This is a genomic window from Achromobacter sp. 10T422 (assembly GCF_056394065.1).
The window spans coordinates 110,735-126,888 of record NZ_JBFTHD010000014.1 but is presented as its reverse complement, the minus strand read 5'-3'; the positions used below and the strand labels follow the sequence as shown (position 1 = coordinate 126,888).

Genomic DNA, 16,154 nt, shown 5'->3' with positions numbered 1-16,154 from the left:
AATCCGGGGGTCGTTCAATGAATGGAGGTCGTGGCGGGGGCGTAGCCGCCGCCCAGCGCGTTGGCCAGGTTGGCGTCGAGCTGATAAGCGCGGATGCGCAGGTCGGTATCCAGGCGGGCTTGGGTCAGCACGCCGGTTTGCGCGATGAGCACGGTGATGTAGTTGCCCAGGCCGGCCTTGTAGCGGTTGACCGCCAGGTCGTAGGCGGCCTCGATGGCCTCACGCGCCTGGCGCTGTTGGGCGCGTTCCTGGTCCAGCAAACGCAGGCCGTCCAGCGCGTCGGCCACTTGATGCACGGCGTCCAGCACTGCCTGGTTGTAGTCAGACACGGCCAGGTCGGCGTCGGCGCGGCGGCCGGCCAGATTGGCGTTGAGCTCGCCGCCATGGAAGATCGGCAACGTGATGGCCGGGCCGAAACCTGCGGTGCGCGCGGCGGTGCCCAGCAGATTGCCCGTGCCCAAGGCCTGGAAGCCGGCGAACGCGGTCAGGTTCACGTTGGGATAGAACTCGGCCTTGGCGGTGTCGATGGCGCTACGGGCCGCTTCGGCGCGCCAGCGCGAGGCGACGACGTCGGGGCGGTGGCCCAGCAGGTCCAGCGGAATGTCGGTGGGCACCACGCCAGCGGGGGCGGTCAGGTCCACCGCAACCAGCGATTGGCCCCGTTGCGGGCCTGCGCCTGTCAGCGCGGCGACCTGGTTGCGCAATTGCGCCAGCGTCGTCTCGGTCTGGGTCAGTTCCACGCGGCCGGCAGCCAGCGACGATTCCGCCTGCTTCACTTCCACCTGCGTATCCAGGCCGGCGCTGTAACGCCCTTGCGTCAACGACAGCACGTCGGCGCGCTGCGCGATCACGCGCTTGAGCACGTCGCGCTGGGCGAAGGCATTTTGCAGGTTCAGGTAGGCGCGGACGGTGGCGCTGGCCAGCATGTTGCGGGCGGCTTGCGCATCGGCGGTAGCGGCTTCGCGTTCGGACACCGCCGATTGCAGGCGCGACCGGTTCTTGCCCCAGAAATCAAGCTCGTAGCTGAAATCCAGCGCCAGCCGGTTGTCGCTGACGACGGAGCCGCCTAGCGGCGCGGGGTAGATGTAGTCCGAGGAAAGGTGTTCGCGGGTCAACGTGTAATCGGCATCCACGCGCGGCATCAGCGGGGCGCGTGCGGTGCTGACGGCGGCGTTGGCCTTGGCCAGGCGGGCCTGTGCAGCGCTCATGGACGGGCTGTTGGCCAGCGCTTCGTCCATCAGCGCATTGAGTTGGCTATCGCCGTAGCGCTGCCACCATTGCGTCTCGGGCCAGGCCGTGTCGTGGCCCGTCAGCCCCAGCTTGGCCGCATCCAGCGCGGCAACGGGCTCGGAGCCGGGCTCCATCAGTGCGCAACCGCTCAGGGCCAGCACCAATACGGTAGAAAGAAGGCGTTTCATCCTGACTGTTTGCTGAAAGTAATTGATTAATCTGTATTTGCCTAGGCAAATATTATGCCAAATAAAACCCCCAGGCACGGGGGGAGGGCAGGCGGGAAGATCGTCGTCAGCGTTCGGGAGCCGAGCCGGAAGCGGAACCGTTGGCGATCATGCGACGCATGAAATGCATCAGCTGGGTGACTTCGTCCGCCGTGAAACCACGCAGATGGTGGTTGAGCGAACGGGCGATATTGGGGGGGATTTCACGCGCCATGGCTTCGCCGAGTTCGGTCAGTTCGATCTTCACGACGCGGCGGTCTTGCTGGCTGCGGTTACGGCGCAGCAGGCCTTTGGCCTCTAACCGATCCAGCGCGCGGGTCATGGCGCCGGTGTCCATGTCGTTCAACCGCGCCAGTTCGGCGGGCGTATCGGCGCGGCCCAGATAGACCATGGCCAGGGGGCGCCACTGCATGGCGGTCAGGCCAAGCGGGGCCATTTCCTGGTCCAGCATCCGGGTCAGGGAGTGATAGGCCAGCTTGATCAAATAACCAGCGTTGTCTTCCGCCATGCAGCGGTTATCACTGCGGTAATGGACGGGAGTTTCTGACGACGGCGGGGAAGTTTCGGCATTCATGCGCCGAATTTTACTGCCTAGTCAGTTATTGTCAAGGCTGTGATTTTGCGATGGCTTCCGCGTCGGCCTCGGCCGTTGGGCTCTTGCGCAACCCCGACAAAACGATGGCGGCCACGATCAGCACGGCGCCCGCAATCATGCGCGGCGTGGGCTGCTGGCTGAACAGCATCCAGGCAAAGGCGATGGCGTAGACCGGTTCCAGCGCAATCACCAGCCCGGCGCTGCGCGCGTTCAACTGCGTCAGGCTGGAGACAAACAGGTAGTGCGACAGGCCTGTGCAGAACACGCCCAGCAACGCCAGCCAGAACCAATCCACCGCCGGCAGGGCGGGCAACTGGCCCACGGCGAACGGCACCATGACCAGCGCCACCACCACGTTCTGCCAGCAGGCGACCTGCATCGGGTCCATGCCCGAGGCCGAGCGGCGGTTGCTCAGCGCCAATAACGCGAAGGTCAGCCCGGAAAGCAGGCCCCAGGCCAGGCCGATAGTGCCCTGGTCCGCGAAGTCGAATGATGGCGTAACCAGCACCAGACCGGCGGTGACCAGACCCAACAACATCCATTCCGCCGCGCGGATGCGCTCGCGGAACAGCAGGCCCTCGAATAGCGTGATGAAGGCCGGGAAGCTGGCAAAGCCCAAGGTAGCGATCGCGATGCCGCCCACTTTGACCGAAATGAAGAAGGTGACCCAGTGTGCCGCGAGCAGCGCGCCGGCGATCACCAGCACGAACAGTTGTGCGGGCGTCAGCACGCCCATCAGGGGCTGGCGGCGCAGGCGGGCGAATATCCCCAGCGAAATCACCGCGAAGACGGCCCGGCCCAGCGTGATGACGGCGGCGCTGGCTTGTATCAACTCCCCGAAAACGCCGGTCAGGCCGAACAGCACGGCGGCAATATGTATAGAGGTCAGAGCGCGTTGTCGGGTCATGCGAGGGGGGCGGTGGATGCCAAAAAGCGTAGTTTGAGCGTGCAAATCGGATTGCACTGAATTTAAAATCATCGCATGAATCGTATCGCCAAGCTTTTGCCGCTCTCGCTCCCGTCCGGCCGCGCGGCCGGAATCCTCATGGCGACGCTTGGCGCGGTGCTGTTTTCAGCGAAAGCGATCGTCGTCAAATTCACCTATCGCTACGGCATCGACGCGGTGACGCTCATCGCCTTTCGCATGCTGTTCGCCATGCCGTTCTTCGCCGCGGTGGCCTGGCATCAGTCGCGCCGGGCCGCGCGCGGCGAAATCGTGGTGATGACCAATAAGGAACGCGCCCAGGTCATCGTGCTGGGCCTGCTGGGTTATTACCTGTCGAGCTTCCTGGACTTTCTGGGGCTGCGCTACATCACGGCCAGCCTGGAACGGCTGATCCTGTTCCTGTCGCCGTCGCTTGTCGTGCTGCTGTCCGCGTTCTGGTTCAAGCGCCCGGTTGAACGCCGCCAATGGATGGCCATGGTGCTGTCTTACGCGGGCGTGGTGCTGGTGTTTGCCCACGACCTGTCCTTTGGCGGGGGCGGCGAGGTGCTGTTAGGGTCTTTGTTCGTTTTTGGTTCGGCGGCAAGCTATTCTGTGTACCTGATTTGTTCCGGCGAACTGATCAAGCGGGTGGGGCCGACGCGGTTGGTGGCTTACGCCATGCTCGTGTCGTGCGTGGCCTGCATCATCCAGTTTTTCGTGATTCACCCTCCGTCGATGCTGATCCAGCCGATGGGGGTTTACGGATATTCCGTGATCCACGCCACGCTGAATACGGTCGTGCCGGTCTTCATGCTGATGTGGGCGGTGTCGTTGATCGGCGCGCCCACGGCGTCGCTGCTGGGCATGATGGGGCCGGTGTCGGTGCTATTCCTGGCGTCGTGGTTCCTGAACGAGCCCATCACGGTGTGGCAGATGGCGGGAACCGCGCTGGTGTTGACCGGCGTATTCGCATTGATGGGCGGCGGCCCCAAACCCGCACCCGCGCCCACGCGCGAGGCCGGAACGCCGCCGCGGTGACGCCCGATTTTCCCGATGGTTCGCATTAATTTCAATGAAAGGAGGCCAGCATGGCCAGCAATCTCGTCAAGGCAATTCGTATCGAGCAGCACGGTGGTCCCGAAGTCCTGAAGCTGGTCGAGGTGGAAGTTCCGCCGCCCGCCGCCAATGAAGTCACGATCGAGCAGCACGCCGCCGGCCTGAACTTCATCGATATCTATTTCCGCACGGGCTTGTATCCCCATCCGCTGCCGCATGGCCTGGGCTTCGAAGCCGCCGGCGTGGTGACGGCCGTGGGCGCTGACGTCAAACACCTGAAGAAGGGCGACCGCGTCGCCTATGGCCAAAGCCCGATCGGCGCCTACGCCAAGGCCCGCAACGTGCCGGCCCAGCAGGTCGTCAAGGTGCCCAAGGGCATTGGTTTCGACGAAGCCGCCGCGCTGATGTTGAAGGGCCTGACGGTGCAATACCTGTTCCGTCAGACCTATCGCCTGCAAGGCGGCGAAACGATTCTGTTCCATGCGGCCGCAGGCGGCGTGGGCCTGATCGCTTGCCAGTGGGCCAAGGCCCTGGGCGTGAAGCTGATCGGCACCGTCTCCAGCCCCGAAAAGGCCGAACTGGCCCGCGCCAACGGCGCATGGGAAACCATCGACTACTCGCGTGAAAACGTGGCCGAGCGCGTGCTGGAACTGACCGGCGGCAAGAAGGTGCCGGTGGTGTATGACGGCGTGGGCAAGGACACGTGGGAAACCTCGCTGGACTGCATCGAGCCGCGCGGCCTGATGGTCAGCTTCGGCAATGCGTCGGGCCCGGTGGCCGGCGTCAACCTGGCCGTGCTGAACCAGAAGGGCAGCCTGTACGTCACGCGTCCGTCGCTGGGCGTGCACGTGAACACGCTGGAAAAGCTGCAAGCGGCTTCCGAAGAAGTGTTTGACCTGGTCCTGAAGAAGAAGATCAAGGTCCGTATCGACCAGCGCTACACGCTGGAACAAGCAGGCGAAGCGCAGACCGCGCTGGCCTCGCGCAAGACCACGGGCGCCACGGTGCTGATGCTGGACTGATCGGCATCGGCCCTTGTTCGCTTGAACCCTGTATCAGGGCCGTAAGCGGACAAGTCCAGGGCCAGGCAAGACGCGTCACACGCGGCTCGCCTGGCCTTTTTGTTTTTGCGCCGCCGTGCGCAGAATGACAAATCCCCATGCACGGCCCGACAAGCCAGCGCAAAACGCCGTTGCTATTCTGGCTCCACCCTTTTCGTTGGAGCGTCAGATGTCTTCCGCAAGCGAGTTTGCTCCGGCCGCCGTCACGCCAGACCGTCCCGAACTGGGCGCGATCCGTGAATTCATGTTGATCGACGGCAAGCCGGTGCATGACGGGCAGGGCAAGCCCATTCCCGTTTATGACCCGGCCACGGGCCAGGTCATTGCGCATCAGCCCGATGCCGGGCCCGCGCAAGTGGATCTGGCGGTGCAGGCCGCGCGCCGCGCTTTCGCATCGGGGCCGTGGCGCGAGATGTTGCCCGCGGGGCGCGAGCGTCTGTTGCTGAAACTGGCGGATCTGCTCGAACAGCACGGCACCGAATTGGCGCGGCTGGAAACGCTGAACAACGGCAAGCTGCTGGGCATTGCGCAGGGACTGGAAGTGGGGGCGGGCGCGCAATGGCTGCGCTACATGGCCGGTTGGGCCACCAAGATCACGGGCGACACGCTGTCGCTATCGATTCCGTTTCCGCCGGGCGTTCAGTACAGCGCCTACACGCTGGCGCAGCCCGTGGGCGTGGTCGCCGCCATCATCCCCTGGAATTTCCCGCTGTTGATGGCGGTATGGAAGATTGCCCCCGCGTTGGCGGCTGGATGCACCGTCGTGCTCAAGCCCGCAGAAGAAACCCCGCTGACCGCCTTGCGGCTGGCCGAGCTCGTGCTGGAAGCCGGCTTTCCACCCGGCGTCGTCAACGTGATTACCGGGCGGGGTGAAACTGCCGGCGCGGCTCTGGTGGCGCACCCGGGCATCGACAAAATCGCCTTCACCGGGTCCACCGAAGTCGGCAAGCTGATCGGCCGGGCCGCCATGGATGACATGAAACGGGTGTCGCTGGAACTAGGCGGCAAGTCTCCAGTGATTGTGCTGGACGATTGCGATGTGGATCGTGCCGTGCAGGGCGCCGCCGCCGCCATCTTCTTCAACCAGGGGCAAGTGTGTACGGCGGGCTCGCGCCTGTATGTGCAGCAGGGCCTGTACGCCAAGGTCGTGCAGGGGCTGGCCGACATGGCCGCCAGCATGACGCTGGGTTCCGGCTTTGACGCGGCCACGCAGATCGGCCCGCTGATTTCGGCGCGGCATCAGCAGCGCGTCATGGACTACATCAGCATTGGCCGCGCGGAAGGCGGCCGGGTGCTGGCGGGGGGCGCGGCGGGCGACGGCAGCGGGTATTTCGTGCGGCCCACCGTGTTTGCCGATGTGCCGCAAGGGGCGCGCATCACCCAAGAAGAAATCTTCGGTCCCGTCGTCGTGGCGCAACCGTTCGACACCCTTGACGACGCCGTGCGGCTGGCCAACGACAGCGCTTTCGGCCTGGGCGCCAGCCTCTGGAGCAATGACCTGACCCGCGTGCAACGCCTGATTCCGCGCATTGACGCAGGCACCGTCTGGGTCAACACCCACAACATGCTCGACCCCAACATGCCGTTCGGCGGCTTCAAGCAATCCGGCATCGGCCGTGAGCATGGCCGCGCCCTGCTGGAGATGTACCTCGAGAAGAAGTCCGTTTGCATCGCGTACTAGCACGGCGATAAGCGCCGACCAAGCCGGGGCATACCGGCGGCGGCGCCCTCGCAAGACCAAGGGGAATGGGATGGCAGGCAACACTCGTGGCCTTGTACGTATAGGCGCAAGCGCAGCGCTGGTGCTGGCTTGGGCGGGTACGTCGCAGCCGGCGTGGGCGGGCGACCCCAGCGCGCGCGACTGGATTCCGGCGCCGGTGGGCACCAACATCGTGGCGGGCTATCTGGCCGGGCTGCGCTCGTCGGGGCTGTACTCGGAAGGCAAGCGCGTTGACGGCGCGTCCGTAGATGTGAATGCGCTGGTCTACCGCCAGATGCACTATCGCGACTTCTACGGCAAGACGGTGCAGCTGGAATTCATCGTGCCGATGTACCGGACCTCGTTGGACGTACCCGGCGTGCCTGGCGACCACCAAACCGGTATTGGCGACGTGACGCTGGGCTCGGCGATCTGGCTCTACAACAACGAACAAACCAAAACCTGGTTCGCCTGGGAGCCTTTCATCGTGGCGCCTGTTGGGCGCTATGACGGTTCGCGTCCCGACGTGTCGCCGGGCAAGAACCGCTGGTCCACCATCCAGGATTTTTCGTTCGTCCAGGGCGTGGGCGAATCCACGTTCCTGGAAGCGATTGCCGAAGTTGAAATCTACGGGCGCAACACGGACTGGTACGGCCAGACCTTGAAGAAAGACCCATCCTTCCGCCTCTTCGCGTTGGCCTCCACCAACCTGACACCGGACACCTACACGGGCATCCGCTATCGGTACGAAACAGGCGGGCGCGAAACGTCATCGGGGGAAACGGTGGCGACGCGGGCGCGCAATCATCAACTGGCGCTTGAGCTGACGCATCAGATCAACGACGCCAACCAGATTCAGATGCAGTACATCCACGACCTGAAGGTCGAAAACGGGCCTCGGATGCGTGGCGTGCAATTGCGCTACGTCTACGCGTTCTAGGGAGTCGGATCATGAGATCAGGAGAATATCGATGATTGCGCTTCGAGCCACATCACGCGCATTGCGGGCGGGACGCTGGGCATTGTGCGCCGCCTTGGCAAGCGCCACGGGCCTTGCCTGGGCGGACTTGCCCATAGAAGAACTCAAGGGGGGCACCCGCTTGCCGCCCGCAACACCGCATCGGCTGTACGTGATGGACACGTCGTTCAACCATATGGTCGACAGCCGCGTCAACCTCTATGACGGCGACTCCGGCAAATACCTGGGGATGATTCCGACATCGTTCAACGGCCACATGACGGTGTCCGCCGATGGCCGCGACATCTACGTCATGACGACCTATTACGAACGCTTGAACCGCGGCAAGCGCACCGACCTTATCGAAGCCTGGGACGCCGAGACGCTGACGCCCAAATACGAGGTGCCCATTCCGAAAAAGCGTGCGCAAGCCTTGAACTACCGCAACTACCTGCGCCAAAGCACGGATGGCGGTTTGCTCTTTGTGCAAAACGCCACGCCCGCCACTTCGGTAACCGTGGTGGACTTGAAGGCGCGCCAGTTCGCCGATGAAGTGACGGCGGCCGCGGGCTGCTGGAGCATCATCCCGCTGCCCTCGCGACCGCGCAGCTTCGCCACGATCTGCGGCGATGGCGCGCTGCTCACCATTGATCTGGATGCGGCTGGCAAGCCTTCCGGCCAGCAACGCAGCAAGCCGATGTTCGAGCTGGAAAAGGACCCGGTCTTCATACACACCGAGAACGTGGGCGACACCTTCTACTTTGTGTCCTACAACGGCAACGTCTACAGCGCGGATTTCAGCGGCAAGGAAGTCAGCTTCGGCACGCCGTGGTCACTGCTGGACGCCTCGGGCAAAGACCGCGGCTGGCGGCCTGGCGGCTACAGCCTGCTGGCCATCAACCAGGCGTCCAAGCGGATGTATGTGGCCATGCATCCGAATGGCGCGGAAGGCTCGCACAAGACGCCCGCCGCCGAAATCTGGGTCTATGACCTAGCCACGCACAAGCGGGTGGCGCGCGTGCCGGGCAAGGGCGCGTTGTCGATGTCGGTATCGCAGGACGATAAGCCCCGCCTGTTCACGATTGATGGCGGCAACGTCAGCATCTTTGACGCCACGCCCGCCGCGCCGGTGTTTCAGCGCACGATCCAGGCGGCAGGCGAAACGGCGTTGCAGGTTGAGCCTCAACCACTGGGAGGCCCGCGATGAACGATCCCGTGCTGTTCTATGGCGCTAGTGCCGCGCTGTCCTGCGTGCTGTTGTTGGGCGCGCTGGAAAAAGTGAAGGACATGGCGGCGTTTTCTGCTGCCTTGTTGGCGTACGGCATTTTGCCTTCTGGCGTAAGCAGCGCGTTCGCGCGTGTTTACGTGCTGGCCGAAATTGCCGCAGGCGTGTTGTTGCTGATGCCCGGCTGGCAGGCAGCCGGCGCGGCGCTGGCATTGGGGGTGCTGGCCGTGGCGACGGCTGGCGTGGTCTACAACCTGGCGCGCGGGCATCGTGATATCGACTGCGGCTGCGGGGGCCCCGCCAGCCCAGCGGCGGGCGCCACGCGCACCGGCCTGTCGTGGTGGCTGGTGCTGCGCAACGGCGCGCTGGCGTTGTGGACATTGCCGGCGCTAAGTGTGTTCGCCGGGCAGGCGCGCGCTCTGCAATGGGCGGACGCCGCCGCCGTCTTCGGCCTGACGACCACCGCGGTGGCCTTGTACTTCACCGCCAATCACCTGTTGGCCTCGCATCTCAAGCTGCGCAACCTTTGAAGGAGTTTCATATGGATGCCTTGATCATTTCCAACGTTCTGCTGTGGGGCGTAGTGCTGTGCCTGGTGCTGGTCATCCTTGCGCTGTCCCGCCAGATTGGCGTGCTGTACGAACGCGTGGCGCCGATGGGGGCGCTGACGATGGACAAGGGCCCGGCGGTGGGGGACGCCGCGCCGCATTTCGAACTGCCTGATCTGCTGGGCCGCCGCATCACGATTGGCGAACGCGGCCAGCACAGCCAACTGCTGTTCTTCCTGTCGCCCACGTGCCCCGTATGCAAGAAGCTGCTGCCCATCCTCAAGTCGGTGGCCAGCACGGAAAGCGCGTGGTTGCGCATCGTGTTGGCCAGCGACGGCGAAATGCCCGAACACCTGGCGTTCTACAAGCAGGCGGGGCTGGAGCGCTTTCCGTATCTGCTGTCGGCGGAACTGGGCATGAAGTTCCAGATCAGCAAGCTGCCCTACGCCGTGCTGATGGACGAAACCGGCACCTTGCGCGCCAAGGGGCTGATCAATTCCCGCGAGCAGCTGGAAAGCCTGTTCACGGCCAAGGAGCTGGGCGTGGCGTCGGTGCAGGATTTTCTGGCCGGCAGCATGGACGAGACCCGAGTGTCCCGCAAGGAGAGCGGCAATGCATTGGCTGGATAAACTTGGCGAGCGCGCTACGCGTTCCGTCGCGCATGCAACGTCCCGGCGCAGCGTGCTGAACCGCATCGGCAAGTTGCTGGTCGGCACAGCTTTTCTGATGCCGGTGCTGCCGGTTGCGCGTTCGGCGCCCGCAGCGGGCAAGAAGCCGCAGATGGACGACACGGCGTGCGATTACTGGCGCTATTGCGCGGTGGATGGCTTCCTGTGTTCCTGCTGCGGCGGCAGCATGACGTCGTGCCCGCCCGGCACATCGCCGTCCGCCGTGTCGTGGGTGGGCACTTGCCACAACCCGCTGGACGGCAAGGACTACCTCATCAGCTATAACGATTGCTGCGGCAAAGCGGCGTGCGGCAAATGCATGTGCGCATCGGCCGAGCGCGAACGTCCGGGCTATCAGATGTTCCTGCATAACGACATCAACTGGTGCATGTCGAACGAGTCGTCGATCTTCCACTGCACGACGTCTGTCATCGTGGGGCTGGCCAAGCCGCAATCGCAACCGAAGGCAGCGCCGAAACCATGAGGTCTGGGGCAAGACGGCAAGCAACGGGATGGCGGTGGCTGTGCGCCGCCGCTATCCTGCTTGGTGTCACGCAGGCGATAGCGGCGGAGGGGGCGTCCGCGGTCGCGGCTGACGCTGCGCGCTTGCCGCAGACGGCACCCGCAGTCGCGGCCGACGCTGCTCGCTTGCCGCAGACGGCACCCGCAGTCGCGGCCGACGCTGCTCGCTTGCAGCAGACTGCACCCGCAGTCGCGCCCGACGCTGCCCATTTGCGGCAGACAGCGCGGCCCGACTACGTGCTGCAATGCGCCGGCTGTCATCGCTTGGATGGCCGAGGCAGCAACCCGCATGGCATTCCAGATTTCCGCCAGTCTGTCGGCGCATTTGTCCATCTGCCCGAAGGCCGCGAATACCTGATCCGCGTGCCGGGCGCGGCGCATTCCCAATTAAGCAATGCAGAATTGGCTTCGGTACTGAACTGGGTGCTGACTGAATTCAGCGCCGCGCAGTTGCCCGCTGATTTCGTGCCGTATTCAGAGGCCGAGGTCGCGGCGGCACGGCCCAACCGCTACGACGATGTCGTGCCCGTGCGCCACGCCTTAGCCCGGCGGCTCACGTCGATGGGGTTCACGTTGTCTGATTATTATTACGGTAGTGACAGAAAGCCGTAGGGCTGACAGAGGGCGACGGGCGCTTACGGCCACTACTTAGGGGTTGTCACCGATACTCGCTCGGGAAGTGCGGTGCTAGAAAGAGGCAGCATCCAAGAGGCAGCATCCCATTCAACGCTGTAGCTGTGCCGCAGGACTGCCTGTCCATGGCACAAAGGCACGCCGTTTCGAGACGCCGGAGTCGCCATGTCATCATCCGTTTTGCACAGCGCGCCCAGGCACTTCCTGGACTGCGCCAGCTGGCAGGAAAGCATCAGCAACACCTTCGTGCCCCTGGAGGTGTCCGCCGTGTTCCCCACGCGCTTTCGCAATAGCGTGGCGGTGGATTCGCTGGGGTGGCTGCACGTCAGCGAATTGCGCAGCAGCGCGCAACGCGTACGCCGCAGCAAGCTGCTGGCTGACCGCGCCGAGGAAGCCGGCTACAAAGTCACGCTGCAATTGGCGGGCCGTAGCGAGATTCGCCAGTCCAATCGCTCGGCGCTGCTGATGCCGGGTGAATGGGGCATCTACGACACCACGCGCCCCTACGAAGTGGATGTGGACGATGGCGCGCATTTTCTGGTGATGCAGGTGCCGGGCAAGCATACCGAGACCTGGCAGCCGCACATGCAGAATGCGGTCGCGCGGCGCTTCAGCGCGCAACAGGGCTGCGGCCGCATGGCGATGGATCTGCTGCGTGTGGCGCTGAGCGAACACGCCCATTTGTCCGAGAGCGCGGCGCGCGATGCGGCCAACGCGGTGTTGCAGATGATGGGGCTGGATATCCGCGAACGGGCGGGCGAGCAGGCCGAGCAGGATCAGGCTGGCGTGAAGCAGGCGCAGCTGCGCCGCGTTCAGCAGCACATCCTTGAAAACCTGCATGACCCGGCGTTGTCGCCTGCGTCTGCGGCGGCGGCGTTCAGGATGTCGCGGCGCTACCTGTACAACCTGTTTGCGCTGGCGTCCACGACGCCCGCTGATTTCATTCTTAGCGCGCGGTTGGAACGCAGCAAAGATGTCTTGTGTGATGCGGCGCAAGGGGCGCGGCAGATTGGCGATATCGCCTACCGCTTTGGCTTTTCAGACGCCGCGCGATTCAGCCATGCGTTCCGCAAGCGTTTCGGGGCGTCGCCGTCTGAGTATCGGCGCCAGGGGCGCTAAGTGAAGTCCCGGGTGTAGTCCCTGGTATAGCCCCAGGTATAGCCCCGGCCGGGGAGGCTCGGGGCGTTGAAGCGCGCTGGAATCAGAGCAGTTCTTCGTTGATCAGATCTTCCTTGCCGTAGAACTTCACACCGATGTGGATGCGGTCGCGGCCTTGCGAGCGGCGGTGGCGGTTGGTGTCGCGCAGGGAATAGACGCAGCCGCAATATTCCTGCTGGTAGAAGTTTTCGCGCTTGCTGATTTCGATCATGCGGGCGGAGCCGCCGCCTTTGCGCCAGTTGTACGTCCAATAGACCAGGTCGTCATAGCGGGCGGCAGCGCGTTCGCCGCAGCCGTTGATCTGGTTCATGTCTTTCCAGCGCGAAATGCCGAGCGAGCTGGTGATGGTGTCAAAGCCGTGTTCGTGGGCGTACAGCGCGGTGCGCTCAAAGCGCATGTCGAAGCAGGCCGTGCAGCGTTCGCCACGTTCGGGGGCGTCTTCCATGCCTTTGACGCGGTCGAACCAGTTGTCCATGTCGTAATCGGCATCAATGAATTCAATGCCGTGCTGTTCGGCGAAGCGGATGTTTTCCTGCTTGCGGATTTCGTACTCTTTAACCGGATGAATGTTCGGGTTGTAGAAGTAGATTGCGTAGTCGATGCCGGAGGCCGTCATGGCTTCCATGACTTCGCCGGAACAGGGCGCGCAGCACGAGTGCATCAGCACCTTGCTGCGGCCAGCGGGAAGGTCAAGCTTGGGGCGGACGAGTTCAGACATGGCTTGCAAGCAAAAAGGCGGAAAACTCCTTATTTTACCGCGAGTTGCCGTCAGCCGGGCGCGCGGCCCATCACGGTGTCCCAGAGTTCGCTGACGGCCTGGCGTTCCGCCACCAATTCATCCGGCCCGACTCGCGCCTTCTCGACGCCCTGCATGCGCAGCTGATGCTGGACGCGGCGCAAGACGCGATACGCGTCGGCGGCGCGTGTCGCCAGTTCGGGGGCGATCAGCCCGGCCTCGCTGGCCAGCCGCAGCAGCGTGATGTTGCCCAGGTTGCGCACCAGCACGGAATGCGTCCCGGCATAGCAAAGCACTAGGTACTGCGTCACGAATTCCACATCGACCATGCCGCCCCGGTCGTGCTTCAGGTCGAATTGCTTGCTGGTATTGGGATGGCCGGCGTTAATCTTTTCGCGCATGGCCAGCACTTCTTCGCGCAGCGCGGCGGGGTCGCGCGGCTGCACCAGGATGGCCTCACGGATCTGTTCAAAGCGGGCGCCTACGTCGGCGTCTCCGGCGGCAAAGCGCGCGCGCGTCAATGCTTGATGTTCCCAGGCCCAGGCATGCTTGTGCTGGTATTGCTCGAAGGCTTCAACGGAGACGGCCAGCAGCCCGGCATCGCCGTCAGGCCGCAAGCGCAGGTCCACTTCATAGAGGCGGCCCGATGAGGTCATGGTGGACAGCCACGACGTCATTCGCCGGCCAAGCTTGGCGTAGACCTCGGCGGCGTCTTCACGCGGATCATCGAACAGGAAGACCAGGTCCAGGTCAGACGCATAGCCCAGTTCCTTGCCGCCCAGCTTGCCGTAGGCGATGACGGCAAATCGGGGCGGGGCGCCTTCTACCTTGTTCACCAGCGGCCAGGCGCGGCGGATGGTTTCCGTCAGCAGCAAATCGGCAAGCGCCGACAGTTGGTCCGCCAGCTTTTCAACCGTGAGCTCGCCTTCCAGATCCTGCGCCAGCAATTGGAAACTGGCCTGGCGCTGCACGTCGCGCATCAGATTCATCTGACGTTCGATGTCAGGGTCGCCATCGGGCAAGCGGCACGCGTCCAGATCCGCGGTGAGTTGACGGGCGATCTGCGTAAAGTCCAAGGGCTGAAATAGCGTGCGCCAGTCGATCAGGCTGTCCAGCAGCAGGGGGTGTTGCGTGAGGTATTGCGCGGCCCAGGGGCTGGCGGCGACCATGCGGGCCACGCGCGCAAGGGTGTCGGGGTACTCGGCCAGCAGCGCCAGATAGGCGCTGCGTTGGGCGATTTTTTCGATCAGGTCAAACAAGCGAACCGCCGCGTTCATGGGCGCGGAAGTCTGGCGGGCGGCGCGCAAGGCCGCAGGCAGCAAGGCTTCCATGCGGCGGCGGCTGCTTTCGGGCAGGCTGCGTACCCGATGGCTGCCGAGCAACGTCTCGGTGCGCCGCAACAGGTCTTGGGCTTCGTCGCCGAATGCCTGCCGGATCTGTTCGGCCAGTTCGCATTCCTGGTCGGGCTCGTCGGCGCTATCGTCGCGGTCGGCGGGCGTGGACGTGTCTTCAGCGTCGCCCATGCCGACCATGCGGAATACGTTGCGGAACGTTTGCGATACAAACTTGCGGTGGGCGGCCAGCGTGCTTTCGAAGTCGTCCGGGCTCATGCCCAATGCGGCCGCCAACGCTGCGCGCTGAGGCGGGTCGCCGGGCAGCAGGTGCGTCTGTTCGTCTTCCCGGTACTGCAAGGCGTGTTCGGTGCGGCGCAGATAGCGGTACGCCTCTTCCAGCCGGCGCGCGTCTTCTTCGGGCACCAGACCCGCCAGGCGCTCGGCGTGCAGCGCTTCCAGCAAGCCCCGCTTTTGCAGGGCAGGCATGCGCCCGCCGCGAATCAGCTGCGCCAGCTGCACCACGAATTCGATTTCGCGGATGCCGCCATCGCCCAGCTTGATATTGTTGGCGCTGTCGATCCCGTTGCGCGCGCTGGCGCGCCGCTGCCAGTCCTGGCGAATGCGCTCGCGCAAGGCGCGCAGGGCAGCCAGCGCGTCGAAGTCAAAATACTTGCGATACACGAACGGCACGCGCAGGCTTTCCAGCTGACGGGCCTGCGTGCTGCTGTCGCTGTCTTCAAAGGCCTTGGCCGGCATCAGGCGGGCCTTGAGCCAGGCATACCGTTCCCACTCGCGGCCCTGGCCGATCAGGTAGTGTTCCAGCGCGTCCAGGCTCCAGGCGAGCGGGCCCGAATCGCCATCGGGACGCAGGCGCAGGTCGGTGCGGAACACCTGCCCATTGGCGTCCACTTCGGAAATTACCGGCATCATGCGCCGGGTCAGGCGGCCATAGAATTCGTGATGGCTGATGCGGCGCGGGCCATCGGTGTCGCCTTCCTCGCCGTACAGCATGATCAGGTCAATGTCGGACGACACATTCAATTCGCAGCCGCCCAGCTTGCCCATGCCGACGATCAGCATTTCCTGCGGCTTGCCCGTGGCGGGGTCGCGCGGCACGCCGTGCACGGCCGCCAGTTCCGCCGCCACGCTGCGGTAAGCCTGCGCCACGGCGATGTCCGCCAGCGTGGTCATTGCGCCCACCACTTCTTCCAGATCCGCCTGGCCGCCCAGGTCACGCACGATCAACACGCTGAAGACGCGCTCGCGCAGCTTGCGCAGCACCATCCGGCACGTCTCCACCGGCAGGGTCGCAGGCGCATCGGGGCCGGCGAGTTCAGCCTGCCATTGCGCCAGACGTTCKGCGGTGACGGGTTGCTGCACCGCCGTTTCGAGCCAGGCGGCCAAGTCGGGATGGGCATCCAGGCGGCGGCGCAAGTGACCAGACCAGGCAAGGGCGGGGGCAAGCATAGGAGTCGATGACATGGCGTAAGGGCGGCAGACGAATGGACGCGTTTCAGGTATAAGTGGGGACGATACCGCAAGACATATTCTCCTGCCCACCGATCCGTGTCTGTTTCAA

General features: G+C 64.3%; 15 protein-coding genes. 10 read left to right on the top strand and 5 right to left on the bottom strand.

What is annotated here, in order from left to right:
* Window positions 1–14: 14 nt before the first annotated feature.
* The 3 genes from AC1DB0_RS28945 to AC1DB0_RS28935 all read right to left on the bottom strand — a co-directional run bounded on the left by AC1DB0_RS28945 (window position 15) and on the right by AC1DB0_RS28935 (window position 2,959).
* Window positions 15–1,418, bottom strand: a complete 1,404-nt coding sequence (locus tag AC1DB0_RS28945; RefSeq protein WP_476757083.1) for an efflux transporter outer membrane subunit — start codon at window positions 1,416–1,418, stop codon at window positions 15–17.
* Window positions 1,419–1,524: 106 nt separating this feature from the next.
* The gene (locus tag AC1DB0_RS28940) at window positions 1,525–2,031 is read right to left on the bottom strand and encodes a MarR family winged helix-turn-helix transcriptional regulator (protein WP_054427399.1); all 507 of its coding nucleotides are present in this window, start codon (window positions 2,029–2,031) and stop codon (window positions 1,525–1,527) included.
* 31 nt (window positions 2,032–2,062) lie between these two features.
* Window positions 2,063–2,959, bottom strand: a complete 897-nt coding sequence (locus AC1DB0_RS28935) for a DMT family transporter (protein WP_476757082.1) — start codon at window positions 2,957–2,959, stop codon at window positions 2,063–2,065.
* A 75-nt stretch (window positions 2,960–3,034) separates the two neighbouring features.
* On the opposite strand from AC1DB0_RS28935, the gene AC1DB0_RS28930 reads away from it, so the two are divergent.
* From AC1DB0_RS28930 to AC1DB0_RS28885, 10 genes are all read left to right on the top strand, one after another.
* Window positions 3,035–4,015 (top strand): DMT family transporter, encoded by a 981-nt coding sequence (locus AC1DB0_RS28930; protein WP_054427401.1) that lies wholly within the window; start codon window positions 3,035–3,037, stop codon window positions 4,013–4,015.
* A gap of 50 nt (window positions 4,016–4,065) precedes the next feature.
* On the top strand, window positions 4,066–5,055 hold the full coding sequence (locus AC1DB0_RS28925; protein ID WP_054427402.1) for a quinone oxidoreductase family protein: 990 nt from the start codon (window positions 4,066–4,068) through the stop codon (window positions 5,053–5,055).
* Window positions 5,056–5,263: 208 nt separating this feature from the next.
* A complete protein-coding gene (gene styD, locus AC1DB0_RS28920; protein WP_476757081.1) occupies window positions 5,264–6,775 on the top strand; it encodes a phenylacetaldehyde dehydrogenase StyD in 1,512 nt (503 codons plus the stop codon).
* A gap of 70 nt (window positions 6,776–6,845) precedes the next feature.
* On the top strand, window positions 6,846–7,733 hold the full coding sequence (locus AC1DB0_RS28915; protein WP_476757080.1) for a transporter: 888 nt from the start codon (window positions 6,846–6,848) through the stop codon (window positions 7,731–7,733).
* Window positions 7,734–7,764: 31 nt separating this feature from the next.
* Window positions 7,765–8,958, top strand: a complete 1,194-nt coding sequence (locus tag AC1DB0_RS28910; protein WP_476757079.1) for an amine dehydrogenase large subunit — start codon at window positions 7,765–7,767, stop codon at window positions 8,956–8,958.
* Window positions 8,955–9,506, top strand: coding sequence for a MauE/DoxX family redox-associated membrane protein (locus tag AC1DB0_RS28905; protein ID WP_476757078.1), 552 nt, complete (start codon window positions 8,955–8,957; stop codon window positions 9,504–9,506). The genes AC1DB0_RS28910 and AC1DB0_RS28905 overlap by 4 nt, the downstream gene beginning before the upstream one ends.
* An 11-nt stretch (window positions 9,507–9,517) precedes the next feature.
* A complete protein-coding gene (mauD, locus tag AC1DB0_RS28900; RefSeq protein ID WP_175169782.1) occupies window positions 9,518–10,153 on the top strand; it encodes a methylamine dehydrogenase accessory protein MauD in 636 nt (211 codons plus the stop codon).
* Window positions 10,137–10,676: a methylamine dehydrogenase light chain gene (locus tag AC1DB0_RS28895; RefSeq protein WP_342066911.1), complete on the top strand. Its 540-nt coding sequence runs from the start codon at window positions 10,137–10,139 to the stop codon at window positions 10,674–10,676. Before mauD ends, AC1DB0_RS28895 begins: the two co-directional genes overlap by 17 nt.
* 206 nt (window positions 10,677–10,882) lie before the next feature.
* Window positions 10,883–11,326, top strand: coding sequence for a cytochrome C (locus AC1DB0_RS28890; RefSeq protein WP_441372402.1), 444 nt, complete (start codon window positions 10,883–10,885; stop codon window positions 11,324–11,326).
* Window positions 11,327–11,512: 186 nt separating this feature from the next.
* Window positions 11,513–12,466, top strand: coding sequence for an AraC-like ligand-binding domain-containing protein (locus AC1DB0_RS28885; RefSeq protein ID WP_054427409.1), 954 nt, complete (start codon window positions 11,513–11,515; stop codon window positions 12,464–12,466).
* A gap of 82 nt (window positions 12,467–12,548) precedes the next feature.
* Here AC1DB0_RS28885 and AC1DB0_RS28880 read toward each other — a convergent pair whose 3' ends face one another.
* Both AC1DB0_RS28880 and glnE read right to left on the bottom strand, forming a co-directional pair.
* Window positions 12,549–13,223, bottom strand: a complete 675-nt coding sequence (locus tag AC1DB0_RS28880; RefSeq protein WP_054427410.1) for an epoxyqueuosine reductase QueH — start codon at window positions 13,221–13,223, stop codon at window positions 12,549–12,551.
* Between the two features lie 50 nt (window positions 13,224–13,273).
* Window positions 13,274–16,057, bottom strand: a complete 2,784-nt coding sequence (gene glnE / locus AC1DB0_RS28875; protein ID WP_476757077.1) for a bifunctional [glutamate--ammonia ligase]-adenylyl-L-tyrosine phosphorylase/[glutamate--ammonia-ligase] adenylyltransferase — start codon at window positions 16,055–16,057, stop codon at window positions 13,274–13,276.
* Window positions 16,058–16,154: the final 97 nt, after the last annotated feature.

Coding starts and splice junctions, on each gene's coding strand:
- AC1DB0_RS28945 (WP_476757083.1), bottom strand. CDS start 1,418: ATGAAACGCCTTCTTTCTACCGTATTGGTGCTGGCCCTGAGCGGTTGC.
- AC1DB0_RS28940 (WP_054427399.1), bottom strand. CDS start 2,031: ATGAATGCCGAAACTTCCCCGCCGTCGTCAGAAACTCCCGTCCATTAC.
- AC1DB0_RS28935 (WP_476757082.1), bottom strand. CDS start 2,959: ATGACCCGACAACGCGCTCTGACCTCTATACATATTGCCGCCGTGCTG.
- AC1DB0_RS28930 (WP_054427401.1), top strand. CDS start 3,035: ATGAATCGTATCGCCAAGCTTTTGCCGCTCTCGCTCCCGTCCGGCCGC.
- AC1DB0_RS28925 (WP_054427402.1), top strand. CDS start 4,066: ATGGCCAGCAATCTCGTCAAGGCAATTCGTATCGAGCAGCACGGTGGT.
- styD (WP_476757081.1), top strand. CDS start 5,264: ATGTCTTCCGCAAGCGAGTTTGCTCCGGCCGCCGTCACGCCAGACCGT.
- AC1DB0_RS28915 (WP_476757080.1), top strand. CDS start 6,846: ATGGCAGGCAACACTCGTGGCCTTGTACGTATAGGCGCAAGCGCAGCG.
- AC1DB0_RS28910 (WP_476757079.1), top strand. CDS start 7,765: ATGATTGCGCTTCGAGCCACATCACGCGCATTGCGGGCGGGACGCTGG.
- AC1DB0_RS28905 (WP_476757078.1), top strand. CDS start 8,955: ATGAACGATCCCGTGCTGTTCTATGGCGCTAGTGCCGCGCTGTCCTGC.
- mauD (WP_175169782.1), top strand. CDS start 9,518: ATGGATGCCTTGATCATTTCCAACGTTCTGCTGTGGGGCGTAGTGCTG.
- AC1DB0_RS28895 (WP_342066911.1), top strand. CDS start 10,137: ATGCATTGGCTGGATAAACTTGGCGAGCGCGCTACGCGTTCCGTCGCG.
- AC1DB0_RS28885 (WP_054427409.1), top strand. CDS start 11,513: ATGTCATCATCCGTTTTGCACAGCGCGCCCAGGCACTTCCTGGACTGC.
- AC1DB0_RS28880 (WP_054427410.1), bottom strand. CDS start 13,223: ATGTCTGAACTCGTCCGCCCCAAGCTTGACCTTCCCGCTGGCCGCAGC.